Origin of the sequence: Flagellimonas iocasae (assembly GCF_042682725.1) — a bacterium.
Lineage (GTDB): Bacteria > Bacteroidota > Bacteroidia > Flavobacteriales > Flavobacteriaceae > Flagellimonas > Flagellimonas iocasae.
On record NZ_JBHUHU010000002.1, the window covers coordinates 245621 to 271787 of the forward strand.

Sequence of the window (26167 nt, forward strand, 5' to 3'; positions counted from 1 at the left end):
GTGTAGTAAGCTCGAGGTCAAACGTAATCTTTCTTTATAAGCAAAGCTATTAAATCAATAATTCTGGAACAATAACCAGTTTCATTGTCATACCATCCGATGATTTTCACCATTTTTCCAATTACGGATGTCATCAAAGAATCAAACGTACAAGAATGATAACTATTGTTTATGTCAACAGAAACAATTGGGTCTTCCGTATAGTGCAAAATGGTATGCAATTCATTTTCAGCGTAATCCTTAAAGGTACTATTTATTTCTTCAATGGAAGTTTCCCGTTTTACATTAAAAGTGATGTCGGTCAGGGACCCATTGGGTACCGGCACCCGAATACCGCATCCTCCGATGACATCGGATAGTTCTGGAAAAATCTTGGTCAGCGCTTTAGCAGCCCCAGTGGTTGTTGGAATGATGGATTGCGCAGCCGCCCGAGACCTTCTAAGGTCGCGATGGGGCCCATCATGAAGCCTTTGGTCTGAGGTATAGGAATGTATGGTGGTAATGTATGCCTGCTCAATACCACAAAGCTCATTGACCACTTTGATCATGGGTGCAGCATTGTTGGTGGTGCATGATGCATTGGAGATAATGTCATCTTCAGGACCAATAATCCCCTCATTTACCCCTAAAACCACCATTTTAATGGATTCATCCTCTGGAGGAACGGAAAGAATTACCTTTTTGGCCCCATTTTTCAAGTGGAGCTCTAAATCTTCCCTTTTTTTGAATTTTCCAGTGGATTCCACTACAAGGTCAACATCGTAATCACTCCAGTTGATGTCCTTAGGATGTTGGTGGTTGAGAACACTAATTTTTTTACCATTCAGCACAATATGATTGTCATCCGAAGTGATAGTATCGCCTAGCACCCCATGAATGCTGTCATATTTAAGGAGATGGGCTAGAGTTTTGGCATCTGCCAAATCGTTGATGGCCGCAACCGTTATGTTGGGGTGGTTTTGTAGAAGTCTAAAAAGCGTCCTTCCAATTCGGCCAAAGCCATTGATGCCGATTACAATATTTTTCATGACATGGAGGGTAAGTCAATCGACCTAGTGAATATGTTTGTGAGCTTTGTAGGACGATCGCACCAGTGCGCCACTTTCTACATGTCTGAAGCCCATTTCCAATCCTATTTCCTCATATTTTTTAAACTGCTCTGGCAGAATGAACTGTTTTACGGGGAGGTGCTTTTTGGAGGGTTGTAAATATTGCCCAATGGTCACCACATCAACATCTGCCTTTCTCAGGTCTTCCATGGTAGCGATGACTTCCTGTTCCTCTTCGCCCAAGCCCAACATAATACCTGATTTTGTTCGGTTGGCCCCATTTTTCTTCAAATAGTTCAACACTTCCAAACTTCTGTCATACTTCGCCTGAATCCGAACTTCGCGGGTGAGGCGTCTAACGGTTTCCATATTATGGGAAATCACCTCTGGGGCTACCCCCAAAATCCGATCTAAATGGCTTTCTATGCCTTGAAAATCGGGAATCAAGGTTTCCATGGTGGTTTCTGGGTTCATTCTTCGAACCGCTTTTACGGTCTCAGCCCAGATAATGGAGCCCATATCTTTTAAATCGTCACGATCCACGGAAGTGAGCACCGCATGCTTAATGTTCATGATTTTAATGGAACGCGCAACTTTTTCGGGTTCTGCCCAGTCCACACTTTCAGGACGACCGGTTTTAACACCGCAGAATCCACAGGAACGGGTGCAAATGTTTCCCAGAATCATGAAAGTAGCCGTGCCTTCTCCCCAGCATTCGCCCATATTTGGGCAGCTTCCAGAAGTACAAATGGTGTGCAGGTCATACTTGTCCACAAGACCCCGCAACTGGGTGTATTTCTTTCCTGTTGGAAGTTTTACCCGAAGCCATTTTGGTTTTCCTTTTGGTGGATGTACGTTTTCCGCTACGCTTGTGCTCATACAACAAAATTAGAGGTACAAAGATACGAAACTGGGAAGGAAACGTATGCGTTGGGGTAGTTCACTTTTTTTTGATGATTTCGGCCAATAATTTTTTGGCGCGAAGGAGTTTTACCTTGATGTTGTTCACGGGTTCATTGAGTTCTTTGGCGATATCGGCATAACTCAATTCATTGAAATACCGTAGGTTGATGACTTTTTGATAGTGCGGCTTCAGTTTTTTGATGTCTTGCAACAGATTGGCAAGATTTTGCTCAATGATCAATTGGTCTTCCACGGATGGGGTTTCATCCAGCACTTTTTTCACCTCGTCACCTTTGGATTCCATTTCATCCAAAAGACTTCGTTTTCTTTTACGGATGAGGTCTACATGAAGGTTTTTGGAGATGGTGATGAGCCAGGTTTTAAATTCATAGGTCTCATCATACGTGTCAATTTTATCAAAAGCCCTGGAAAAGGTACGGATGGTGATGTCCTCGGCATCGTTTTCATTTTTGGTGCGCATCAACTGAAAACCATAGACATCATTCCAAAAGGTATCCAAAAGGGTGCTAAAGGCAATTTGGTTGCCTTGCTTGGCCTTTTGAATATTTTCCTTAATGGATTGTTCGGTTTTCTCCAAAAATGTGATTTTGCAATAAGGGTTGCAAAAGGAGGATTACTGAAGTTCTGGCATGGTGTCCCTTTTGCACTCCTGCTCATCTGGGCGTTTTCCACAGAAACCACAAGCCTCCCCATCTTTGTTAAGGTAAGGGTTTTGGCTTGCACATGTTCCGGCAAACTTTCCGTCTTTCTTTCCCCAGATTTTAATGGCTATTCCTGCAAATGCCAAAGCCAATAGACCTATGGTCAACAATGCTAACTTCATAATCCAACTTTTATGCAAAGGTACAAAATACCCAACTAAAGCGGGGGTAGTTTAGGAATACTTTAGGGAGACCGTTCTAGTAAGTAATGTTGGCCACAATTTTGTCCACAGAGGGGGAGGAGTTACCACCTTCTGGCTCTATGGTAATGTAGCTGACAGCCTTATCCGCGTAGGGCAGGGCAAGAAGTTTGTCCTTGTCATTAAATTCCTTAATAACGCCCAAGTTTACCAACTCACCATTCACTTCGGCCCACATTTGGAAGCATTTGTTCTCTGGTAATTGGGGAACGTTGCTCACATTAATATAGGAAAGCTTTTTAACAGGATTGATATAAGCAATGGCCTTAAGTTCCTTTCCTTCACGCTGGCCTTTCAACTGGTACTTTTTGGTATCGGGATTGTTTAGGACGATGAACTGGTTTCGCATGTCTTCCAGTTGGTCCTTCATGTTGTCTTCCAAATACTTGATTTTGTTGGTGACCAGAGTATTTTCTTCCTGAAGGCTCTTGTTTTGGCTCCAGAAGAAATAGGATGATCCAGCAAAAACCATGATGGCAACACTTGCTGCGACAGCATATTTGTAGAATCTTTTAAAGACTGCCTTTTCCTGTTTTGCACTGGCGATGATAATTTCCTTTAAACCTTCTGGGGTTTTCTTGGCATACATCTTGGCAAAGGCCTCCAAATTATCCTGAAGTTCATTGTAGGTATCTCTTACCTCAGGGTACATGGCGATATAACGCTCTGCTTGGAGTGTTTCCTCTTTTGAGGCATCTCCGATAAGATATTTTTCCAGTATGTCGGAATCCAAAAATATTTTAACTTTTTCCTTCATGGCAATAAGTTTAGCAATATTAGTAGAGTCATGGGTGCGCCGTAAATCTTCCCGAGTTCCCTGAGACCAATCTTCAATCTAGATTTTATGGTTCCCAGTGGAATATCCAGTTCGTCACTTGCTTCCTGCTGCGTCATTCCTTCAAAAAATAGGGCTTCAAGAACAATTCTGTACTTTTCCTCTATTTTGTGCAAGTTTTCTTGGACATCGAGGTGTTCGGGACTCATCCCACTCACTCCTAGGTTATATACGTCTGAAACGTCTATTTGGACTTCCTTGTCCGATTTATTATTTACACTTCTTAATTTATCGATGGCGGTGTTACGGGTAATTCGAAACAGCCATGTAAAAAGTTTGGCTTTGGAGGCATCATAGGAATCTGCTTTTTTCCAAATTTTTATAAAACTTTCTTGAACCACATCCTGGGCCAATTCTTCATCTTTTACCACCTTATAGGCTACCCCAAAGAGCGTATCACCGTAGTTTTCATACAGTAAGGATATGGCTTTATCGTCCTTCTCCGCCAGCAGCGAAACAATATGTCTCTCAATCAGTGTGCTCATTCAGTTATTATATGATAAAATTTTTTTGAGGCCGAAATCTAAAATAGGGTTTATCTCGTATATACAACAACGCTAAGGTAGAAAAAGCATTATTTGCCAGCGTTGAAATTGAAAGAGAAAGAGCTTTTTTGAGCTCGTAAGACATATATAATTTTGGTTAGTTTGGTTTGGTATAACCCCCGTTATTGTTTCAATGCGGGGGTTATTTTATGATGTTCACCTCTGGCTGGATTTTAATCTTGAACCGTTCGGCTACTTCTTTCTGGATTTGTTGTGCCAACTTCCATAGTTCAGTTCCTGTGGCGTTGCCGTAATTTACAAGCACCAAGGCCTGTTTTTCATGGACACCGGCCTCACCAAAGCGTTTTCCTTTAAAACCACACTGCTCAATAAGCCATCCCGCCGGGATTTTGTAGTTTTCTTCATCGACCTCATAAGAAGGCGCCTCCGGATTTTTCTTCATGAATTTCTCATAGGCCTTTCGGGAAATCACCGGGTTTTTAAAAAAACTTCCGCTATTGCCCAACTCTTTTGGGTCGGGTAATTTACTTTGACGGATAGCAATCACGGCATCGGAAATATCTTGAATGGTTGGATGAACAATACCTTTTTCCCGAAGTTCTGTCTCTATAGATCCGTATCCGGTGTGAAGCGTGTGGTTCTTCTTGGTCAATTTTAGATTTACCGAAGTAATAATGTACTTGCCTTTTGCCTCATTTTTAAAAATGGAATCCCGATAGCCAAACTCGCAGGCCTCATGACCGAATGCCACCAGCTCTCCGGTCTCAATTTCCATGGCCGAACAACTTACAAACACATCTTTGAGCTCTACTCCATAGGCCCCGATGTTCTGAATGGGCGCTGTTCCCGTATTTCCAGGGATGAGAGAAAGATTTTCAAGGCCGCCAAAACCCTTGTCCAGTGTCCAAAGGACCAATTGATGCCAATTTTCACCGGCCATAACCTTAATTTCCACGTCATCATCATTCTCATCAACAATGCTGATACCTTTTAGGTTGATGTGCATTACCAGCGCATCAATATCCTTGGTCAGCAACATATTGCTTCCCCCACTTAGAATAAATTTTTTGGGGTACGCTTCTAGGTCAAGGATTTTCTGCAATTGTGCCAACCCGGTAATTTCAACGAAGTATCGGGCCTTGACATCTATACCAAAGGTATTATAGCGTTTTAAGGATATGTTTTCCTGTATGTTCACGTATTGGAATTATACTCGGTTAGGGCCTTGCCCAGAATCTGAACCGCCTTTACAAGTTGGCTTTTTTCCAGCACATAGGCAATCCTGATTTGGTTTTTTCCCAAACCGGAGGTTGCATAGAAGCCAGCAGCAGGTGCCACCATTACCGTATCGCCATCAACCTCGAAGCTTTCCAAAAGCCACTGCGCAAAATCATCAGCATCGTCAATGGGCAATTCCGCTACGCAATAAAAGGCTCCTTGAGGTACGGCCACTTTTACACCCTCCAGTTTTTTAAGCTCGGAGATGAGAATATCCCTTCGGGCCACATATTCCTCTTTAACGTCATCAAAATAAGACTGTGGGGTTTCCAACGCGGCCTCACTGGCTATTTGGGCAAATGTGGGAGGTGACAGACGTGCTTGGGCAAATTTTAAGGCCGTTTGAATCACATCCTTGTTTTTTGAAACCAAGCATCCAATCCGGGCACCGCACATGCTGTATCTTTTGGAAACGGAGTCGACAACAATCGCATTGGCTTCAAGCCCCTCTTCCTGCAAAATGGAATAGTGTTGCTTGTTGTCATAGGTGAATTCACGGTACACTTCATCAGCAATCAGAAAGAGATCATGCTTTTTGACCAATGCGGCCAATTGTTGAATTTCTTCCTTGCTGTAGAGGTATCCCGTTGGATTTCCTGGGTTACAGATGAGAATGGCCTTTGTTTTTGGACCGATGAGCTTCTCAAAATCTGAAATAGGCGGAAGGGCAAAATTAGTGTCTATGGAGGAAACAATGGGAACCACTTTTACCCCCGATGCCGTGGCAAATCCGTTGTAATTGGCATAAAATGGCTCAGGGATGATGATTTCATCCTCGGCATCCATAATAGTGCCCATGGCAAAAGAAAGTGCTTCGGACCCACCAGTGGTGACGATAATATCCTTAGCCGTCACATGAATGTCCTGCTTTGCATAATATTCGGCAATTTTCTCCCGATAGACTTCCGAACCCTCCGTCATGCTGTACGCCAAGACCTCAATAGTATGGTTTCTAACCGCATCCAACGCAACTTTTGGGGTCTTGATATCGGGTTGCCCAATATTGAGATGGATTACATGAATCCCACGCTTTTTGGCATCTTCAGCATAGGGGACCAGTTTACGGATTGGGGAGGCTGGCATTTGTCTCCCTTTGTTGGAAATACTTGGCATGTACTAATTTTTAAGCAAAAATGGGAAAACCAGCAGTTGAAAACAACACATTGCACCATTATTTATGTGCTTTTTAGAATGTTAAATTAAGAGGAAGGTCTTTGTTTAATTTGTATATTTAGTAAACATAACCACTTAGAAGTAAGTAAATTGAAAAAAAATAAGCTTTTTTTTATACTTCTTTTAATGTTGGCGCCCCTACTGGCGAAGGCGCAAGGTTTTAAATTGCCCGAAAACCAGAAATTCGAAAAAATCAAGTTTGAGCTTATCAACAACATTATTGTCATTCCAATTGATATCAATGGGACTGAGCTGAAGTTTGTGTTTGATTCTGGGGTTAGCAAACCCATTCTTTTCAATCTATCCGACCAAGATTCCATACCAATCAATAACGTGTCCGAAGTAACCATTCGGGGGCTGGGAGGCGGTGAGCCCATGAAAGCTTTGAGTTCGCAAGGCAATACCTTCAAGTTGGGAAAGGCCAGAAACTATTCCCAAGATCTCTATGTGGTGTTGGACAAGGGCATTAATTTTTCCACCTCACTGGGCATACCGGTGCATGGTATTTTGGGGTACGAGATTTTTAGGGATTTTGTGGTGGAAATAAACTACCAGTCCCAACATATTAAGTTGCACAACCCTAGGCTTTACGAGCGCAAACAGAACAAAAGGTCGCAGACCCTTCCATTATCCATCGAAAAAAGAAAAGCTTATGTAGAAGGAACTGTTTTGATGAGGGATTCTGAAAACATTCACGTAAAACTTTTGGTGGACACGGGTAGTAGTGATGCTTTATGGCTCTTGCATCAGCCCGAAAAGGGGTTGGAAATCCCTGAAAAGAACTATGAAGACTTTTTGGGCAGGGGTTTAAGTGGCGATATATTTGGAAAACGGACCAAAGTCAGTGGTGTAAAGATTGGGGATTTTGAATTGAAAGATGCCAAAGCCGCATTCCCTTATCGCGAATCCTTTGGATACATTCAGAATTTTGGAGATAGGAATGGTAGTGTGGGGGGCGAGATTTTAAAACGGTTCAATTTTATCTTCGATTACCAAAGTGGATTGATCACGTTAAGGAAAAACGGGAACTTTAAGTCTCCATTTCAATACAACCTGGCGGGAATCGACCTTCAACATAACGGATTGCGTTATATCGCTGAGAGTATAGCCGGTTTAAATGGAGTGGTGAGGGATGATGATAACTCGTCCTTTGGCAACGTACAGATTCTTTTGGAAAACAAAACCCGTTTAAGCTTGGTTCCCGAAATCATTGTATCAGGAATTCGGGCCGGAAGCCCTGCGGCTGAAGCAGGATTACGGGAGGGTGATGTTATCTTGGCAGTGAATGGCAAAAGTGTTCACCGGTACAAGCTCCAGGAAATCCTTTCAATGCTGAATGAAAAGGAAGGAAAACGTATCAAAGTACTAATAGAACGCTATAATAAAGACCTATTGTTCACTTTTGTGCTGAAAAAGGTTTTTGACGACGACGATTAACAAAGAAAAAGCCCTGAAATTTTCAGGGCTTTTTTTTAAAATAATTTCTTTTCCAATTATCTGGCTCCTTCAGCCTTTACGTTTCCTTTTATCTTAAGAACTTTTGTAGGCGTATCAGCATTGGATGTTACCGTAATGGCCTTTCTGATAGGGCCAACTCTATTGGTATCATATTTTACCTCAATCTGACCTGTTTTACCCGGTAAAATAGGGTCTTCAGGTTTTTTTGGGATAGTACATCCGCAGCTAGACCTTACATTGCTGATGACCAAAGGTGCTGTTCCAGTGTTGGTAAATTCAAATACACGAACTCCGTCGCTGCCTTTGTCAATATCACCATAATCAATAGTCTCACTCTTAAACTCAATCTTAGCAGTTGCGTCTTGGGCGTAGATTCCTAGGGAAAGCAACCCAACAAACAACATAAGTACAGTTTTTTTCATTTTTTTGGTTTTTGGGTGAACTTCAAATGTAGATGATTTATCACCTGCATCCAAAATTCTTTTGTTATGTAATAACGTTACTTATTTTTGTTTCGTATTTCTGGATTGGCCTACAACTAAAGAATAGCATTAATTTAACATTACGCTCTCCTTTCATAAACCAATCCATAGCCTTTAAACAAAAACTATACCGAAATAATGGAAATTCCATCAAAATATGAACCCAATAGGGTAGAAGGGCATTGGTATGCCTACTGGATGAAGCATGATTTTTTCAGTTCCAAACCCGATGATAGGGAGCCATATACCATCGTAATTCCCCCTCCAAACGTAACAGGAGTGCTTCATATGGGGCACATGCTCAATAATACAATCCAGGATGTTCTTATCCGAAGGGCAAGACTTTTGGGAAAGAATGCCTGCTGGGTTCCCGGTATGGACCATGCTTCCATAGCCACCGAGGCCAAAGTGGTAGCTAAATTAAAGGAAGAAGGCATTAACAAGGCCAATCTTTCCCGTGAAGACTTTCTAAAACATGCCTGGGACTGGACTAACGAATATGGAGGCGTCATTCTTCAGCAGTTGAAAAAATTAGGATGCTCTTGCGATTGGGACCGAACAAAATTCACCATGGATGACGATATGTCAGCCTCTGTGATCAAAGTTTTTGTTGATTTATATAATAAAGGTCTCATTTACAGAGGATACCGAATGGTGAATTGGGATCCCGAGGCCAAAACTACCCTTTCTGATGAAGAGGTAATTTATGAAGAACGACAAGGCAATCTGTACTATTTGGCCTATCCTATTGAAGGTTCCGATGAAAAAGTAATCATTGCCACTACGCGTCCCGAGACCATTTTGGGAGATACCGCCATCTGTATCAACCCCAATGATGAACGATACCATCATTTAAGGGGTAAAAAGGCCATTGTTCCGCTTTGCAATAGGGTAATCCCAATCATTGAAGACGAATATGTGGATATTGAATTCGGTACGGGATGTCTAAAAGTGACCCCTGCCCACGATGAGAATGATAAAAATTTGGGCGATAAGCACAATTTGGAAGTAGTGGATATCTTCAACGAGGATGCTACCCTGAATTCCTATGGTCTCCACTATGAAGGCAAGGACCGTTTTGTGGTACGCAAAGAAATCTCCAAAGAGTTGGAGGAAAAAGGCTTTTTGGTAAAGACCGAACAGCATTTGAATAAAGTAGGTACCTCGGAACGGACCAAAGCGGTGATAGAGCCTCGATTGTCCGACCAATGGTTCCTTAAAATGGAAGATTTGTCAAAACCAGCATTGGATGGCGTGCTAAAAACGGGCGATATTAAATTGTACCCTTCAAAGTTCGATAATACCTATCGCCACTGGATGGAAAATATTCGAGATTGGAATATTTCACGCCAATTATGGTGGGGTCAGCAAATACCCGCCTATTATTATGGCGACGGGCAGGATGATTATGTGGTAGCGGAAACGCCAGAAGAAGCCTTGAAGCTGGCACAATCCAAAAATCCAAAAGTTCAAGAATCCGATTTACGCCAAGATCCCGACGTTTTGGATACTTGGTTTTCATCATGGTTGTGGCCCATCAGTGTTTTTGGAGGCATTTTGGAACCCGATAACAAGGAGGTCAGCTATTATTATCCCACCAACGATTTGGTGACCGGACCGGACATCTTATTCTTCTGGGTTGCTCGAATGATCATTGCGGGATATGAGTACAGAGGTGAAAAACCGTTTCAGAATGTGTATCTCACCGGTTTGGTTCGGGACAAGCAACGCCGAAAAATGTCGAAATCATTGGGTAACTCCCCTGATGCACTAAAATTGATAGAAGATTTTGGGGCCGATGGTGTCCGTGTTGGACTTTTATTGAGTTCCGCTGCTGGAAATGATTTGTTGTTCGATGAGGCGCTTTGTCAACAAGGGTCCAACTTTGCCAATAAGATTTGGAACGCTTTCCGCTTGATAAAAGGTTGGGAAGTTGCAGATATTCCCCAGCCCGAAGCTGCAAAAACAGGCATAGAATGGTATACGGCCAAATTGAATCAGACGTTGGTTGAAATTGAGGATCATTTTTCAAAATATCGAATTTCAGATGCCTTGATGGCCATATATAAATTGGTATGGGACGATTTCTGCTCTTGGTTGTTGGAAATTGTTAAACCAGCCTATCAACAGCCCATTGACAAGACTACTTTTGACGTGGTCATCCACCTTTTTGAGGAAAACTTGAAATTATTGCACCCTTTCATGCCGTTTTTAACAGAGGAAGTTTGGCAGCATATCGCCGAACGGACTCCGGAAAACGCTTTAATGGTCTCCAACTGGCCAACTGCTGAAACCGCAAATACAGCATTGATTGCTGATTTTGACTTTGCTGCGGAGGTCATTGCGGGTATACGAACCATCCGAAAGGAGAAAAACATCCCACAGAAAGATGCGTTGGAGCTGTCCATACTGAACTCTGAAAAAGTGGGTGGAAAAATGGATGCCATCATTACAAAATTGGCCAATCTATCCAAATTGGAGACCATTGATTCAAGTTTGGAAGGAGCATTGACCTTTAGGGTGAAGAGTAACGAATACTTCATTCCGATAAGTGGAGCCATTGATGTTGAGGCAGAAATCCAAAAAATAACCGAAGAACTCAATTATACCAAAGGCTTTCTAAAATCCGTACAGAAAAAGCTGAGCAATGAACGTTTTGTGAACAATGCACCAGAGCAAGTGGTAGCCATTGAGCGTAAAAAAGCTGCAGATGCTGAAGCAAAAATAGAGACCTTGGAAAAAAGTTTGACCAGTTTAAAATAGTCCAATACATAGTTAACCAAAGCCAGTAAACCCATGAAAAACCTCAATAGGCGCAGTTTCATCAAAAAGACTTCTTTGTCTGCCGCTGCAGTATCCATCATTCCAAATTATATCACCACTGCATCGGAACGGCCCATCAGTTCAACCTATATGGGAGGATTTGCCGCTCCCAAATTGGGAAAGGTCCGGGCTGCATTTATTGGGGTTGGTGCTAGGGGAGGAACGCATGCCCAATTTTTTGCTGCACTTGAAAATACTGAGGTTGTTGCCATTTGTGATCTTTATGAAGATTTGGTCAAGGAAAAAACCCAGTGGGTAAAAGATGCTGGCGGAAGCAAGCATAAGAATATAGCGCAATATTGGGGTGAAGAAGATAAATGGCGAACCATGCTCAAAGAGGTTCGTCCAGACGTGGTGTTCATAGCCACCAACTGGGAAAACCATGCCCCAATGGCCATTGAAGCCATGGAGCAAGGAGCACATGCCTTTGTTGAGGTACCTATCGCCCTGACCATTCAAGAAATGTGGGCTATTGTGGATGCCAGTGAGCGTACCCAAAAACACTGCATGATGATGGAAAATGTGAATTACAGTCGTGATGAGCTGATGTTCCTGAATATGTGCAGACAGGGTGTTATTGGTGAGATATTGCATGGTGAGGCCGCCTACATTCACGAACTACGTTGGCAAATGGAGGAGCAGGAGCGTGGAACCGGCTCATGGCGGACCCATCATTATGCCAACCGAAATGGCAATCTTTACCCAACCCACGGTTTGGGGCCAGTGGCACAATATATGAACTTGGCCCGTGGCGAAGATACCTTCGGAAGTATTGTCTCTTTTTCAACACCTTCAAGAGGGCGAGCATTGTACGCAGAGAAAAACTATCCTGCAAACCATAAATGGAACCAACTTAATTTTAAGGGGGGAGATTTAAATACTTCCATCATTAAAACTACAATGGGCAAGACCATCATGGTACAATGGGATGAAACCAGTCCAAGACCCTATTCAAGATTAAACCTGATTCAAGGAACCAAGGGAACTTTAGCAGGATTCCCAACACGGGTGGCTTTGGAAGATGGTGTTGAGGGATTGACCAAAGACCACCATTCTTGGGTGCAAGGAGAGCAACTCGAAAAATTATATGAGAAATATGACCATCCGCTTTATAAAAGGCTCAATGAAACTGCAAAAGGCAGCGGACATGGCGGAATGGATGGGATTATGATGTACCGCATTGTGGAATGTTTGCTGCAGGGACTCCCCTTGGACCAAAATGTGTATGAAGGTTGTCTTTGGAGTGCCGTATCCCCATTGAGTGAGCGTTCCGTGGCCAGTGGAGGTGCCCCACAACCATTTCCAGATTTTACTCGGGGCAACTGGAAGGATACCGCTTCACTGAACATTATCAGCTGAAAATAGACAGGGTAATTCCATTTTCTAGAGAATCCAGAAGGACATTTCTGAGGCGATTGTATTAGGTGCTATTCATCTTCTCAAAAATTTACAGTACCTTATATCCAGAATGTTAAGTCATATCTTTTGTGACTTTTAATACTTTTTGGGCATGGAAACTTACGCCACGGCTTTGTTGTACGCCACTCCTTTTTTTCTGGGGTTGGTACTTTTTGAAATTGCCTACGGGCATTTCGTCAAGAACCAGAAACATAACGTCATGGATACGGTGAGTAGCCTCAGTAGCGGACTTACCAATGTAGTTAAAGACTCCTTGGGACTCGGAATCATTTTGGTGTCCTATCCGTTTTTGTTGGAGCATTTGGCCCTTATGGAAATCAAGGCCACTTGGTTGGTTTGGGTCGTTGCTTTTATTGTGTTGGACTTTGCGGGCTATTGGAACCATAGATTGAGTCACCACATCAACTTTTTTTGGAACCAACACGTCATTCATCACAGTAGCGAGGAATTTAATTTGGCCTGTGCGCTTCGACAACCTGTTTCAAATCTCTTGGGCTATTTCGCACTTTTGCTTATTCCGGCCGCACTAATGGGCGTTCCCCACGAAGTCATTGCCATTTTGGCCCCGATTCATTTATTTGCCCAGTTTTGGTACCATACCCAGCATATCGGTAAAATGGGTTGGTTGGAGTATGTCATTGTCACTCCATCGCAGCACAGGGTGCACCATGCCATCAATGCAGAATATATTGATAAGAATCTAGGTCAGATTTTATGCATTTGGGACCGAATGTTTGGAACGTTTCAGGAGGAGTTGGATGAAGTACCTCCTCAATATGGGGTTTTAAAACCGGCACAAACTTGGAATCCAATTATCATCAATTTTCAACATATTTGGCGATTGATGAAAGATGCTTGGCGTACCAACAATTACTGGGACAAGCTTAGAATATGGTTCATGCCCACCGGATGGCGTCCTTCCGATGTAAAGGAAAAGTACCCGGTACAGATTATTGAGGATGTTTACAATTTTGAGAAATATAAGCCCGAAGCTTCCAACGCACTGAAAGGATACTCCATTTTTCAATTGGTCATTACCACCGCGATGATGCTGTTTATGTTCTACAATTATTCAGAAATTGGGTTCGATGGACTACTTCTTTTTGGGCTATTTGTTTTTTTAGGGGTTTACGGGTTCACCACCTTGATGGATAGAGCCAAATACGCCGCTTGGATAGAGGTTATCCGAGGCGTGGCCGGTTTGATCTTGATTTTTTTTACGAATGACTGGTTTGGACTGAATGCTTATTGGCCCACTGGGATGTATGTTGTGGCATTCTACTTTGTAGTCACCATTTTTGGAGGCATCTATTTTACCTATTTTGAAAAAACATACATATCCCCCAAGTTGGTATCCTAAAGTTTTCTCACCTCCTTATTGACCAACTCAATGTATTTTTCCATGGCCTCGCTTACGCTTATATTCTTTGCCTGGAACAAGGCATTCGCCTTAAATGCATTAATGAGCGGGGTTCTGCTCCCGGGGTTGTCGAAATTTCGATTGGCAATTTTAAAGTAGGCGTACAGCTTTAGCAAAAGATCGGCAGGAAGTGGTTCGGTATACCCATTTACAAAGGCCACCGCATCATTGAACCGATTATTTAGATCTCCATCATTGGTCATCATCATCTTTCCTAAAGGATGCAATACAAGTTTTGGCCCCTGTGACCTTTTGACCCAGTTTAACCGTAATATTACAGTTTAGGGGAAGTAGCAAGTCCACTCTAGAGCCAAATTTGATAAAGCCTGCATCCTGCCCTTGTGTCACTTGTTCGCCCTCTTCCGCATAGTTCACGATTCGCCTTGCCATGGTTCCGGCAATCTGTCGATAACCAATTTCACCAAACTTGGGTGTATGCAGAACGACAGTGGTTCTTTCGTTCTCAGTACTTGATTTTGGATGCCACGCCACCAAATATTTTCCGGGATGGTATTTGGAGTAGGTCACCGTTCCGCTGGCTGGATAACGGGTCACATGCACATTTACGGGTGACATAAAGATGGAAACTTGCCTGCGCCTATCCTGAAAATATTCAGGTTCATCCACTTCTTCAATGACCACCACTTTTCCATCAACGGGGGCCAAAATATCATCAAAATTAGGAGTTACCAGTCTTTTAGGGTTTCTAAAGAACTGTAATATGGCAACGAGCAAGACAAAAGCTGCGATTTGTACCGCATAGCGAATCCATTCCACTTCAATATAAAACTGTGCAGCAAAAATGGCTGCCACTACGATGAAAAAAGTGAAGATGATTATTTTTTGTCCCTCTTTATGAAACATAGGAAAATATATTAAGTACTAAATATGCAAATGGGGCTGCAAAAACCAGACTGTCCAATCGGTCCCAAATACCACCATGTCCGGGTAAAATTGCCCCACTGTCCTTTACACCGGCCATTCGTTTAAATTTGGACTCCAATAAATCGCCCAAACTGCCCGATATTACGATTACTGCGGCCAAAACCATCCATTCTGTCAGCGACAATCGTGCTTCATACCATGACATAATGTACGCGGTAACCAGTGCAAAAATAAGACCTCCCAAAGAACCTTCAATGGTTTTTTTTGGAGAAACTGCAGGAAAAAGTTTAGTTCTGCCCAAAGTGCGTCCTACCAAATATGCAAAGGTGTCATTTACCCAGATCAAGATGAATATTCCCATGATAAGGAATTGGGCAAAATCATCATCTTTATATGGAATCATGGTCAAAAAAATGCATCCACCTCCAATATAGAAGACGGCAATGACAAACTTTTGAAAGTCGGACAGTTTTTTGGGCCTTTTCGAAAACAGGAACATGAGCAGGGCGATATCGACGGTAATGGTCAATAGCATTAAAAGAGTGACTGCTGTGCTGTCCTGCACCAAATAGATGAATGCCCACCACAGGGCCAAATAGGCCATGAAAATATAGTATCCTTTTAGCCGAACAATTCTTTTGTACTCGTAGAGGCAAGCTAAGCCAAATGCCATAAATAGAAAATCGAAGGCGTCCGAGCTTAAAAAAACAGACCCCAAAAGAAGCACCACGTAGATGACCCCTGTAATGGAGCGCCTAAGAATTTCTTTCATGTAATCAATAGTCTTCTAAAAGTAAAAGATAGACATTTTTTGATGCACTGCCGTAGGAAAGGAAATCATCTTTGTTTTCCGGGGTAGGTTGGAAGTGCTTTAAAGTGGTAATATTATTGGGAATGTTTTTTTGATAGCGCTCCTTGATGATTTTTAAGGCTTCGCTGATGGAATCCACCAGTTGACTTGTAGTGGCAAAGACAATTAGGTTAGAAGGGAGCTCATCGAGTTTCTTCTCCTTGATTTGGTTGGAGCATACCAAAATGGAACCGTTATGGGCCACCAAATGCTCGCAAGTGGTAAAGAAGATGTCGCTTTCCTGGCGATTGTCCGTGAATTCAATTTTTTCTGATGCAAAACGGGTCTCCAATTGTGGATTCATGGAGTAGAAAAGATGGTTCTGCCAATTATTTTCGGAAATGATACTTTGCAAGGCTTCGGATATTTCTGAAAAATCCTCACAGTAAATGAACTTACCTCCATTTTTCTTGAAGTAGATGGTAAACTTTTCGTCCACGGGAATTTTTAGATCAGGCATATGCTCTCCACGGGTTTCCAAAGTTTCCTTGGAAACCTTTTTTCCTCCTCCAAAAAGCTTATTAAAAACTCCCATTTATGGTATCAAGTGCTTTTTATCAATCTCAAATAAAAACTCGTTTAATTGAACTTGAATCTTATTTTGCTGTTTCCAATTCTTCTTTCTCGAATGGTCTTCTGCCAAAAATCTTTTCCAAATCGTCTTTAAAGATAACTTCTTTTTCCAAGAGTCTCTCAGCAAGCTCAGTGAGTTTATCCTTATTGTCAGCCAACAATTTGATGGCACGTTGGTACTGCGCTTCAATCATTTTGGATATTTCCAAATCGATTTTTTGAGCAGTTTCCTCACTATAAGGCTTGGTAAAACCATATTCGTTCTGTCCTGTGGAATCGTAATAGGTAATATTCCCCAACTCTTCATTTAGGCCATATATGGTGACCATGGCACGGGCCTGTTTGGTCACTTTTTCCAAGTCGCTCAGTGCTCCTGTGGAGATTTTATCGAACATGACCTTTTCAGCGGCACGTCCACCCATGGTAGCACACATTTCATCCAACATTTGCTCGGGACGTACAATCAATCGTTCTTCTGGAAGGTACCAAGCAGCTCCCAAGGACTGGCCTCGGGGGACAATGGTAACTTTCACCAAAGGTGCGGCATGTTCCAACATCCAGCTTACGGTAGCGTGACCAGCTTCGTGATAAGCGATAGTCTTTTTCTCTTCTGGTGTGATGATTTTGTTTTTCTTTTCCAAACCACCGACGATTCTATCCACAGCATCCAAGAAATCTTGTTTGGTAACCGCTTTTTTCTCCTTTCGGGCAGCGATTAAGGCAGCTTCATTACAAACGTTGGCAATATCGGCACCAGAGAATCCTGGGGTTTGTTTGGCCAAAAAGTCCAAATCAAGGGTTTCAGCGGTTTTGATAGGGCGTAAGTGAACTTCAAAAATTTCCTTTCTTTCGTTCAAGTCAGGAAGGTCCACATAGATTTGACGGTCAAATCGTCCAGCACGCATCAAGGCTTTGTCCAATACATCGGCACGGTTGGTGGCGGCCAATACAATGACATTGGTATTGGTGCCGAAACCATCCATTTCGGTCAATAATTGGTTCAACGTATTTTCACGTTCGTCATTGGAGCCGGTAAAGTTGTTCTTTCCTCTGGCACGACCAATGGCGTCGATTTCATCAATAAAAATAATAGCAGGAGATTTATCCTTGGCTTGTTTGAACAAATCCCGAACCCGTGAAGCTCCAACACCCACAAACATTTCCACAAAGTCAGAACCTGACAATGAGAAAAAAGGAACTTTGGCTTCTCCTGCAACAGCTTTGGCCAACAAGGTTTTACCTGTTCCGGGAGGGCCTACCAATAAGGCTCCTTTTGGAATTTTACCACCCAGAGAGGTGTATTTGTCGGGGTTTTTAAGGAACTCAACAATTTCCTGAACTTCTTCTTTGGCACCTTCCAATCCGGCAACATCCTTAAAGGAAGTTCTGGTATCTGTCTTTTCGTCAAAAAGCTTTGCTTTGGATTTTCCAATGTTGAAAATCTGTCCTCCAGCACCGCCACCGGCACCGCCTGACATTCTTCGCATCAAATAAATCCAAATACCTATAATCAAGGCGAAAGGCAGGAGGGAAAGCAACAGTTCACCCAACACATTGGATTCGGTATCGAACTCAATAGTGGTATCCAGGTTGTTTTCCTTTTTTATTTCAGTGATTTCATTTTGGAATATCTGAAGGTCACCATAATCCAAAACATATTGGGGTACCAAACTTGTGGAAGGGAATAATGGCTTTTCTGCCACACCCTTGTGCACATCTTTTTTCAGGGCTTCGTCCGTTAAAAAGACCTTGGCCTTACGTGTATTGGTAATGATAACAATTTTGGCAATGTCGCCATTGCGCAAAAACTCCTGAAGTTCAGAAGTAGTCGTTTTTTCAGTATTTGTAAACGTGCTGCCGCCAAAAAATTGGAAGCCAATGATCAAAGCAATGACCACACCGTAAATCCACCACGAACTAAAGCGAGGTTTCTTAGGAGCGTTATTTGGGTTGTTTTCTTTTGCCATTTTTTTTTAAGAATTGTAGCTGCTCTCCACTAGCGTTACTTTGGCATCTCCCCAAAGCCCCTCAATGTCGTAGAATTCCCTAATATGTTTTTGAAATACATGTACCACAACATTTACATAATCCATTAAGACCCATTCGGCGTTCTCAGAACCCTCTATGTGCCAAGGCTTATCATGTATGGCCTTGCTCACGGTCTTTTGAATGGAGCCCACAATTGCGTTTACATGCGTATTGGAAGTACCATTGCAGATTATAAAGTAGTCGCAAACTGTATTTTCAATTTCCCTAAGATCAAGTAGATTTATGTCAACTCCTTTAACTTCTTCAATCCCATGTAAAATTAAGGCAATCAGTTCATCTGCGCTTGCTTTCGTTTTCTGCATTCAAAAATTTTAGTTTTTACAAAGTTATATTTTTTTTGCTTTCTTAGCCCTAGAATTTAACATATCATAAAGGCGTACCACATTGGGAGAGCTACCACGAATAATCAAACTTGATGCCACGGACTCCACAAACGTGTATTTAAAGGATCTTTTGCGTTCTGGAAATGCGTCGGAAAACACTGTGGTTGTGGCCAAAAAACAGTTGAAGGGACGGGGGCAAATGGGCTCTTCTTGGCAGGCTGAAGAAGGTAAAAATCTAACATTCAGTATTTTAAAAAGTTTTGATGCGCTACAAGCTATCCATCAGTTTAACTTGAATATTTGTGTTTCTCTCTCGATTTGTGATGTGTTAACGGAACTTTCTATACCTAATGTCAGCGTAAAATGGCCCAACGACATAATGTCAGGTTCATTGAAAATATGTGGCATATTGATTGAAAATATCATGAAAGGGCAGTTGGTGCAAAATTCAATCATAGGAATAGGGCTCAACGTCAACCAAACGACCTTTGAAAATTTGGACAAGGCCGGTTCTTTGGGATTGGTAACCGGTCGATTTTTTGATTTGGACGAGTTGCTACAACAAATTTTGGTTCGATTGGACCACTATTTTGAGGGAATTGAAGAGAAAACAGTCACGCAACTAATGCCATCGTATGAACGCCTTTTGTTCAGAAAAGATAAGCCATCCACCTTTACAGATGCCAATGGGGAACTATTTATGGGATTCATCCGAAAGATATCCAGTTCCGGCAAACTTATTCTGGAACTTGAAGATCATATCTTCCAAGAATTCGATTTAAAAGAGGTTTCCCTTCTTTATTGACCTATTTTGCCCATGTTTGTGGACAAAGTTTCCATGAAATTGGTGATGGGCGATTTAATCATCATGGCCATCATGGCATTGAACTCGCCTTCAAAACTTAAGGAAACTTCACTTTCATCAGCACCCAAAGCAGTAATATTACCGGTCAAGGTAAATGGAAGTTTATCGCTTGCCGCTCCCAATACCACTTTTTCGTGGGGTATCTGTTCTTTGAGGCGCAACGTAATTTCCGGCATGCCCTTTAGGGCAAACTTGAAGGTTTTATCATCCAACACCTCAAATTTGTCAATATTGGCGGGCATGAGGGTCTCAAAATTTTTGATGTCGGTCAAAAATTCAAAAACCTCTTTATCGCTTTTGGATACTTTCTTTTTAGGGACTTCAATATGCATGTTTGAAGATTTATTTCCATTGCTGTGGATTGGATTTCCACTGCAAAAGGGTATTCAACTGTGATTCTTTGATGTAATGGGTTTCAGACGCCTGTTCAATCAGGTGTTCGTAATCGGAAAGGGTGTGCAATTCCACTTCCTCTTTCTCGAAATTATCGGTCGCCACGGGAAAACCATAGGTGAAAATGGCCAACATACCTTTTACATTGGCACCACCATCTTTTAGGGCACGAACTGCATTGAGACTACTTTTTCCGGTACTAATGAGGTCTTCAATGACCACAACGGTTTGGCCCGATTCCAAATTGCCTTCAATTTGGTTCTGCCGTCCATGGGATTTAGGCTCCGGTCTCACATAAATGAATGGCAGACCGAGTGCTTCGGCCACCAAAATACCAATACCAATGGCCCCTGTGGCCACCCCGGCAATGACATCGGGTTTCCCATACAGGTTTTCCGCCTGTTTGGCCATTTCCTCTCTAACAAAATTCCGGATTTCAGGATACGATAACATGATCCTATTGTCGCAATAAATTGGCGATTTCCACCCAGATGCCCATGTAAATGGATTTTCGGGTTCCAACTTAATTGCATTAATTTGTAAAAGCAGCTCCGCTGTTTTTTTAGCAATTCCCTTATCTAAAACCATTGCGCAAATGTATGAAGTTTTTGTTAATGAGTCCCCACTGATTTTAACAAACGAGCGCCCTAAAGATTCCAACGGAAATCTATTTTCCTTGGAAGATGATTCTCTTTTAAAGATTATTGAATTGTTGGCCAAAGGAAAGCTGGACAAGGCTTATCTCTATCATCCGGACATTCTTAAATTGATGAAAATGTTCAGGCATAAGATACCGGTTGTGGCTGCTGGAGGAGGTTTTGTGACCAATCCAAAAGGTAAGGTACTCTTCATCTATAGAAATGGGAAATGGGATTTGCCCAAGGGTAAAGTGGATAAAGGGGAAACCATTGAAAATGCTGCCATACGGGAAGTGGAAGAGGAGACAGGAGTGAAGGGTCTCACCATTGATAAATTTCTGCGCACCACCTACCACATTTTTAAAAGGGGAGGGGAGTACCAACTAAAGGAAGTACATTGGTTTTCAATGTCCACATCATATAAAGGAAAATTGTCCGGTGATAAATCGGAGGGGATTGTGAAGGTAAAATGGAAAGGCCCCAAAAAGGCGGCAAAGGCCTTGGAGAATTCGTACCACAATATTCGAATTTTGTTTGAAGAAAACCCCAAACCTATGGCTTAGGCAATATCCCAGCTGCTTCCGAATTCTTAAGGATGCGGTACACTGGATAATTTAGGTAGGCATCTTCCAAATATTTGGACTGACTAAAAATCCAATCCAATTGTGCATACCAATTTTCCGCAAACTCCTGTTCAAATTCTTTTTTGAACAAAAAGTTATGGCGCAATACAGAATCCTTTTCAAGCATTTCCAAGGCAATATCCTCAAAAACATAGGGTGAAAATCCTTCTTTCTGCTGAAGAACCGTATCGAAAAAATTCCAGTTGAAGAATGAATCAACCCCTTGAGGCTCCAAGGTCTCCAGAATATATCGAATTCCAGCTTGTTGTGTTGGAATCATAACATCTCCAGCTCTAAAATGAACTTTTTTGGAATGCTTCTTCACTTGGGTGTTGTAGTGCAGGTAATGTCCTTCATACGGAGCATTTCTGGTTTGGTAGTCAGCAATCTCATACGCCTCAATGCGGAGGGTAGTGTCCTTTTCCAGTTTAAAATAGTTGATTTTATTGGCTTCTAAACGGTCAACAACCTTTTCCCATCCTTGTTTTAAAATGTAGGCAGCGGGAACTGAAACGGTATCCGTAGGATAAAAATAATCGCGGTATACGGTCTCTTTGGTGAACGGTCTGGAGCGGTCATATTTTAAGCGGGGCAGTCCTGTGACTTCGCTCTGTAAACGGTCTGCTTCAAACCCTTTAAAATTTAGGGTGGAAGTTTGAGTGGTATCTACCTGCCAATTAAAATAATATTCGGTGCGTTTTGGGTTGGCCTCCATGGTTTCTTTTCGGAGCGATTTAATATCATCATAGTCCCTTTCAACAACATCAATTAAACTTTCCATGAGTTCGTAGGTTCCTTCAACCCGCTGCTTGTAAGGCTTTAGCATATGGGTTTCCACCATCAGTCCAAACGTATTCCATAAGGTGGTGTATCCAGTGGAATATCTGGGGTGGTCCATAAATTGGTTGAAACCTAGCTCTGGCGGTACATTGAATACATTGACATACGGAGTGATATCCCAATCCTTTTTTGAAAGCGAATGTTCTAGGTCTGGCATGAATTCGTCATGGAGAAAATCACCCATTTTACCCCCTAATTTGTTGTGCTGCGTGAACAGGTGGGTCAGCGTGTATTGGTAATCTGCGCCATTGCTCACGTGGTTGTCAATAAAAACATCGGGTTTTACCTGATGAAATATCTGCGCAAAGCTTTTGGCATTTTTGGTGTCCATTTTAATGAAATCCCTGTTGAGATCATAATTTTGGGCATTACCTCGAAACCCATATTCCAAGGGTCCGTTTTGGTTAGCTCTGGTAGTGGAATTTCTGTTAAGTGCCCCGCCGATATTATAAATGGGAATGGTCACCAAAATGGTCTTTTTTGGAGGTTTCAATTTTCCCGTTGCCAAGTCCCGATAAAGGAGCATGGTGGCATCAATACCATCACTTTCCCCGGGGTGGATACCATTATTAATCAATATAATGGCTTTTTCCTTTCTGACATTTTCAAAATTGAAATCGCCATCAGGATTGAACGTTACCATGTGCAATGGGTATCCGCTATCTGTTTTGCCAATGGTGTGGATATTGATCTGGGGAAAATCACGGGCCAGACGAATATAAAAGGCAATGGTTTCCTGATACGTTGGGGTTTCCAGTCCGTTGGATGCTTCGTAGAATGTTTGGTAAGAAGCTACTTGATCCTCTGTTTTTGTTTCACAGGACACAAGAAATATAAGAACGGCGAAAAAGATGAGGCGTTTCAAGATAAAAAGCTCTTTTTGAATTATAAAAACTCGGTTAAAAGCTTAAAAATACGGAATATTATGATCAGGACGCAAGATCAATGCAATCCAAATCAGTGGGCTCGATCTTAAAAATGGGTTTGTTCTTAAAATTGAGAATATGCAGGCATTTTGCCTTTGCATCGTTCCACTTTTGATAATCCAGCGGATCTATGGAGGAAGTAATCATGTTGATGATGATTTTTTCCGACAGCTCCAAAGTCATGATTTCGTCCAAAAAGTCCCAACCATCCATAATGGGCATGTTAATGTCCAAAAAAATTACTTCCGGGATATAACCGCCTTCATCCATTCTTTGGATAATGGCCTCCAAGGCTTCCTTTCCATTTTGAAAAATTTGCACATCCTCACAAATGGCTACAGGTTTCAACATCTTTCTTATGCCAAAAACTGTGATTGGATCATCGTCCACAATAAAAATGCTATTGACTTTCTTCATTAAAATACACATTGAATGTAGTACCCTTATCTACTTCACTATTAACGGTTATGTTTCCGCCCATGGCCTCTATCTGGTTCTTTATAATGTAAAGACCAAGCCCTCGAGCCTCCTTATTGTTATGAAACGTTTTGTACATTCCAAATATTTTACCCCCATATCGTTCTAGGTCTATTCCCAATCCATTATCGGAAAAACTAAAAATTACGGCTTTGTCCTGTTTACGTGCATTTATGGTAATTACAGGGTTTCTGTCCGGACTTTTATACTTAATCGCATTGGTTATTAGATTAAGAATTATACTGTCTAGATAGGCCGGAACACTGTGAACACATAAATCTTTGGGCACATTATTCTTGATTTCAGCTCGATGCTGCCCTAACAAGGCTGTGAGGTTTTTTTCTACCCTTGAAATATTCTCATGCAGATTCAAAGGCTTTTTGTCCAGATTTACATTGGTATTGATGTCGATGATCTGGTTTAAATTCTCCAAAGTTTCCATCAGGTCGTTTGATGCACTGGACAACATGCCCACAATACGTTCTTTTTCTGCTTCATCCTCTTCTTTTACCAAGAATTCCAAAAGCATGGAGAAATTGGCGGAGTGCGATCTTAGGTTATGTGATACAATGTGGGCAAAATTGATCAACTTTTTATTTTGGAGCGAAGTAACGTTGATAAGATTCCGAAGCTGATCCTCCTTCTTTTTTAAACCTGAAATGTCCATGCTAATGCCAATAAGGCCGTTGACTTTGCCCTCAATATCAAAAAGTGGGATTTTTGAGGTTAGGAAATTGGTGGTCTGCCCGTCTTTTTTTACACTGATGGTCTCTCTTCCTAAAATGGGTTTTAATGTACGCATTACCTCGAGGTCTTCATCTCTGGACATCTTGGCAATTTCAGTATCATAAAGGTCAAAATCGGTTCTGCCAATCAATTCTTCTGGACTTTTTTCCAAATAGTCGCATTCCGCCTTGTTGACTAGGATTTTACGGGAATCTGTATCCTTTACAAAAACATTTAACGGGAGATTGTCAATTAGCGTGGTCAATAACTGTTGGCTTTCCTGGGTTTGCAACTCGGCCAAAACTTGCTCGTGAATATCTTGGAACGTACCAAACAGCTTCACAATTTGTCCATTTTCTTTAATGGGTTTGCCTGAGGCCCTTACCCACCTTTCCTCTCCTTTGCTGGTAAGTATGATCAATTTTTCACTAAAGGGAGTACCATTTTCAAGGGCTTGGTGAAACAGCATTGATATTTTGTTTCTGCTAAATCCTTGTTTGTAAAATGAAATGGCCTCATTTACTTCGGGGGTGTATGATGCAGGAACTTCATGTATTTTTTTGGTTTCCTCGCACCAGAATAGCTGTTCTTCAATAAGATCATATTCCCAGCAGCCCACTTTTGCAACTTCTGATTTTGTTTTCAGTAAGTTGATCATCCGATTCAGCTCTTGCTCTTTGCAAATTTCTTCGGTGATATTTTGAGTTTGGATTATAGAGCCAATCAGATTTTCCTTTTCATCATACCAAGGTGTAAAGGTATTTTCATACCATAGTTCTGAAGAACCTTCTCCTTTTTTGAACCTACAAGTGTTAGTGGTACTTTTTCCGAGGCAGTCCCTTAAACTTTGCCCGCATTCCATATTATAGTCCTTAAATAAGTCATAAACATGAATGCCGACAGTATCTTTTGGGGTTAGGCCAAAAGTATGCAGCCAAGAATCGGAAGCGTCCACAAGAATGCCATCCATCCCTACAAGCGCAAGTGCTGTAGGAAGTTGTTTCAGTAAGTAATGTTGGGCAATACTCTCAACTGCTTTCAAAATACGGGGTTATTAGGGAAACTTTCTTACAATCAAGAAATTCAAGACCAATGTAAATGTATTGATTTTTCCTACTTATTATTTGTTGTGAAAGAACTCAAAAATGTTGTTTTATTGATAAATGTCAAGGTTTGACTTTTATAAAGATAACAGATTTACCCTACAAAGTTAAAAGAAGAGCTACAAAAAAACTGGAAATAATTAGGGTTTTACTATGACAGTTTCTGGTACCAATCCAGTGTAATCACCGCCATTTCTAATAACGTCCCTGACTATGGAAGAGCTTATATAAGATTTGCCCGAAGAAGTCAATAAAAAGACCGTTTCAATTTCTGAAAGTTTTCTGTTGGTGTGGGCTATAGCTTTTTCAAATTCAAAATCCGCTGGGTTGCGAAGCCCCCTTAAAATAAAATCGGCATTGATTTTTTTGCAGAAATCAACCGTCATTCCTTGATACGTGAGCACTTTGATTTTGGGCTCATCCTTAAATGCCCCTTTTATGAACTCGGTACGTTCCTCCAACGAAAACATGTATTTTTTGTCCGCATTGATTCCAATGGCGATGACCAATTCATCAAAAAGAGTGATGCCCCTTTTAATAATGTCGTAATGACCAAGGGTTAGGGGATCAAAGGAACCGGGAAAAATAGCACGTCTCATGGATGGCAAAGTTTGTCTAAAAATACTGA

At 41.7% G+C, this 26167-nt stretch carries 27 protein-coding genes; 6 read left to right on the plus strand and 21 right to left on the minus strand.

The genetic code is table 11. The features are described from left to right. Window positions 1–17: 17 nt before the first annotated feature. The 8 genes from gap to ACFSJE_RS06985 all read right to left on the minus strand — a co-directional run bounded on the left by gap (window position 18) and on the right by ACFSJE_RS06985 (window position 6606). Window positions 18–1028 carry a type I glyceraldehyde-3-phosphate dehydrogenase gene (gene gap, locus ACFSJE_RS06950; protein WP_379830262.1) on the minus strand — a complete coding sequence of 337 codons (1011 nt, stop codon included), beginning with the start codon at window positions 1026–1028 and terminating at the stop codon, window positions 18–20. Window positions 1029–1052: 24 nt separating this feature from the next. Then, complete coding sequence (gene lipA / locus ACFSJE_RS06955; protein ID WP_379830263.1) at window positions 1053–1928, minus strand: lipoyl synthase; 876 nt, start codon at window positions 1926–1928, stop codon at window positions 1053–1055. 61 nt (window positions 1929–1989) lie between these two features. Continuing rightward, a complete protein-coding gene (locus ACFSJE_RS06960) occupies window positions 1990–2550 on the minus strand; it encodes an RNA polymerase sigma factor (protein WP_379830264.1) in 561 nt (186 codons plus the stop codon). Between the two features lie 36 nt (window positions 2551–2586). After that, window positions 2587–2796: a membrane or secreted protein gene (locus ACFSJE_RS06965; protein ID WP_379830265.1), complete on the minus strand. Its 210-nt coding sequence runs from the start codon at window positions 2794–2796 to the stop codon at window positions 2587–2589. A gap of 76 nt (window positions 2797–2872) precedes the next feature. Continuing rightward, window positions 2873–3631: an anti-sigma factor domain-containing protein gene (locus ACFSJE_RS06970; protein WP_379830266.1), complete on the minus strand. Its 759-nt coding sequence runs from the start codon at window positions 3629–3631 to the stop codon at window positions 2873–2875. Beyond that, window positions 3628–4194 carry an RNA polymerase sigma factor gene (locus tag ACFSJE_RS06975; RefSeq protein ID WP_379830267.1) on the minus strand — a complete coding sequence of 189 codons (567 nt, stop codon included), beginning with the start codon at window positions 4192–4194 and terminating at the stop codon, window positions 3628–3630. Before ACFSJE_RS06975 ends, ACFSJE_RS06970 begins: the two co-directional genes overlap by 4 nt. A 202-nt stretch (window positions 4195–4396) precedes the next feature. Continuing rightward, window positions 4397–5413: a UDP-N-acetylmuramate dehydrogenase gene (gene murB, locus ACFSJE_RS06980; protein WP_379830268.1), complete on the minus strand. Its 1017-nt coding sequence runs from the start codon at window positions 5411–5413 to the stop codon at window positions 4397–4399. After that, window positions 5410–6606, minus strand: coding sequence for a pyridoxal phosphate-dependent aminotransferase (locus ACFSJE_RS06985; RefSeq protein WP_379830269.1), 1197 nt, complete (start codon window positions 6604–6606; stop codon window positions 5410–5412). Before ACFSJE_RS06985 ends, murB begins: the two co-directional genes overlap by 4 nt. A 186-nt stretch (window positions 6607–6792) precedes the next feature. On the opposite strand from ACFSJE_RS06985, the gene ACFSJE_RS06990 reads away from it, so the two are divergent. Next, the gene (locus ACFSJE_RS06990; RefSeq protein ID WP_379830270.1) at window positions 6793–8103 is read left to right on the plus strand and encodes an aspartyl protease family protein; all 1311 of its coding nucleotides are present in this window, start codon (window positions 6793–6795) and stop codon (window positions 8101–8103) included. A 56-nt stretch (window positions 8104–8159) separates the two neighbouring features. Here the strand turns inward: ACFSJE_RS06990 and ACFSJE_RS06995 are convergent, their stop codons facing one another. Next, a complete protein-coding gene (locus ACFSJE_RS06995) occupies window positions 8160–8546 on the minus strand; it encodes a DUF1573 domain-containing protein (RefSeq protein ID WP_379830271.1) in 387 nt (128 codons plus the stop codon). A 198-nt stretch (window positions 8547–8744) separates the two neighbouring features. Between ACFSJE_RS06995 and ACFSJE_RS07000 the strand changes: the two genes are divergently transcribed. The 3 genes from ACFSJE_RS07000 (at window position 8745) to ACFSJE_RS07010 (ending at window position 14208) form a co-directional block, all read left to right on the plus strand. After that, window positions 8745–11369 (plus strand): valine--tRNA ligase, encoded by a 2625-nt coding sequence (locus ACFSJE_RS07000; RefSeq protein ID WP_379830272.1) that lies wholly within the window; start codon window positions 8745–8747, stop codon window positions 11367–11369. Window positions 11370–11402: 33 nt separating this feature from the next. Then, window positions 11403–12788: a Gfo/Idh/MocA family protein gene (locus ACFSJE_RS07005; protein WP_379830273.1), complete on the plus strand. Its 1386-nt coding sequence runs from the start codon at window positions 11403–11405 to the stop codon at window positions 12786–12788. Window positions 12789–12939: 151 nt separating this feature from the next. Beyond that, the gene (locus ACFSJE_RS07010) at window positions 12940–14208 is read left to right on the plus strand and encodes a sterol desaturase family protein (RefSeq protein WP_379830274.1); all 1269 of its coding nucleotides are present in this window, start codon (window positions 12940–12942) and stop codon (window positions 14206–14208) included. Here the strand turns inward: ACFSJE_RS07010 and ACFSJE_RS07015 are convergent. From ACFSJE_RS07015 to rsfS, 6 genes are all read right to left on the minus strand, one after another. After that, the gene (locus tag ACFSJE_RS07015) at window positions 14205–14471 is read right to left on the minus strand and encodes an acyl-CoA-binding protein (protein WP_379830336.1); all 267 of its coding nucleotides are present in this window, start codon (window positions 14469–14471) and stop codon (window positions 14205–14207) included. The genes ACFSJE_RS07010 and ACFSJE_RS07015 overlap by 4 nt on opposite strands. Further along, window positions 14461–15132 carry a phosphatidylserine decarboxylase family protein gene (locus tag ACFSJE_RS07020; protein ID WP_379830275.1) on the minus strand — a complete coding sequence of 224 codons (672 nt, stop codon included), beginning with the start codon at window positions 15130–15132 and terminating at the stop codon, window positions 14461–14463. The genes ACFSJE_RS07015 and ACFSJE_RS07020 overlap by 11 nt, the downstream gene beginning before the upstream one ends. Next, complete coding sequence (locus ACFSJE_RS07025; protein ID WP_379830276.1) at window positions 15122–15925, minus strand: phosphatidate cytidylyltransferase; 804 nt, start codon at window positions 15923–15925, stop codon at window positions 15122–15124. The genes ACFSJE_RS07020 and ACFSJE_RS07025 overlap by 11 nt, the downstream gene beginning before the upstream one ends. A 4-nt stretch (window positions 15926–15929) precedes the next feature. Beyond that, the gene (locus tag ACFSJE_RS07030) at window positions 15930–16538 is read right to left on the minus strand and encodes an LUD domain-containing protein (RefSeq protein WP_379830277.1); all 609 of its coding nucleotides are present in this window, start codon (window positions 16536–16538) and stop codon (window positions 15930–15932) included. A 61-nt stretch (window positions 16539–16599) separates the two neighbouring features. Continuing rightward, window positions 16600–18543, minus strand: coding sequence for an ATP-dependent zinc metalloprotease FtsH (gene ftsH / locus ACFSJE_RS07035; RefSeq protein WP_379830278.1), 1944 nt, complete (start codon window positions 18541–18543; stop codon window positions 16600–16602). Between the two features lie 6 nt (window positions 18544–18549). Further along, window positions 18550–18927: a ribosome silencing factor gene (gene rsfS, locus ACFSJE_RS07040; RefSeq protein WP_379830279.1), complete on the minus strand. Its 378-nt coding sequence runs from the start codon at window positions 18925–18927 to the stop codon at window positions 18550–18552. An 82-nt stretch (window positions 18928–19009) separates the two neighbouring features. On the opposite strand from rsfS, the gene ACFSJE_RS07045 reads away from it, so the two are divergent. Then, complete coding sequence (locus ACFSJE_RS07045; protein WP_379830280.1) at window positions 19010–19753, plus strand: biotin--[acetyl-CoA-carboxylase] ligase; 744 nt, start codon at window positions 19010–19012, stop codon at window positions 19751–19753. Here the strand turns inward: ACFSJE_RS07045 and ACFSJE_RS07050 are convergent. Then, a complete protein-coding gene (locus tag ACFSJE_RS07050; RefSeq protein WP_379830281.1) occupies window positions 19747–20145 on the minus strand; it encodes an SRPBCC family protein in 399 nt (132 codons plus the stop codon). The genes ACFSJE_RS07045 and ACFSJE_RS07050 overlap by 7 nt on opposite strands. Before the next feature lie 10 nt (window positions 20146–20155). After that, complete coding sequence (gene pyrE, locus ACFSJE_RS07055) at window positions 20156–20794, minus strand: orotate phosphoribosyltransferase (RefSeq protein WP_379830282.1); 639 nt, start codon at window positions 20792–20794, stop codon at window positions 20156–20158. Window positions 20795–20801: 7 nt separating this feature from the next. Between pyrE and ACFSJE_RS07060 the strand changes: the two genes are divergently transcribed. After that, a complete protein-coding gene (locus ACFSJE_RS07060) occupies window positions 20802–21407 on the plus strand; it encodes an NUDIX hydrolase (protein ID WP_379830283.1) in 606 nt (201 codons plus the stop codon). Here the strand turns inward: ACFSJE_RS07060 and ACFSJE_RS07065 are convergent. The 4 genes from ACFSJE_RS07065 to coaD all read right to left on the minus strand — a co-directional run bounded on the left by ACFSJE_RS07065 (window position 21397) and on the right by coaD (window position 26138). After that, complete coding sequence (locus ACFSJE_RS07065; RefSeq protein WP_379830284.1) at window positions 21397–23172, minus strand: M14 family metallopeptidase; 1776 nt, start codon at window positions 23170–23172, stop codon at window positions 21397–21399. The genes ACFSJE_RS07060 and ACFSJE_RS07065 overlap by 11 nt on opposite strands. Window positions 23173–23236: 64 nt before the next feature. Next, the gene (locus ACFSJE_RS07070) at window positions 23237–23650 is read right to left on the minus strand and encodes a response regulator (RefSeq protein WP_379830285.1); all 414 of its coding nucleotides are present in this window, start codon (window positions 23648–23650) and stop codon (window positions 23237–23239) included. Continuing rightward, complete coding sequence (locus ACFSJE_RS07075; protein ID WP_379830286.1) at window positions 23634–25478, minus strand: PAS domain-containing sensor histidine kinase; 1845 nt, start codon at window positions 25476–25478, stop codon at window positions 23634–23636. The genes ACFSJE_RS07070 and ACFSJE_RS07075 overlap by 17 nt, the downstream gene beginning before the upstream one ends. 201 nt (window positions 25479–25679) lie before the next feature. Further along, entirely contained in the window at window positions 25680–26138 is a 459-nt protein-coding gene (gene coaD, locus ACFSJE_RS07080) for a pantetheine-phosphate adenylyltransferase (protein ID WP_379830287.1), read from the minus strand. Window positions 26139–26167: the final 29 nt, after the last annotated feature.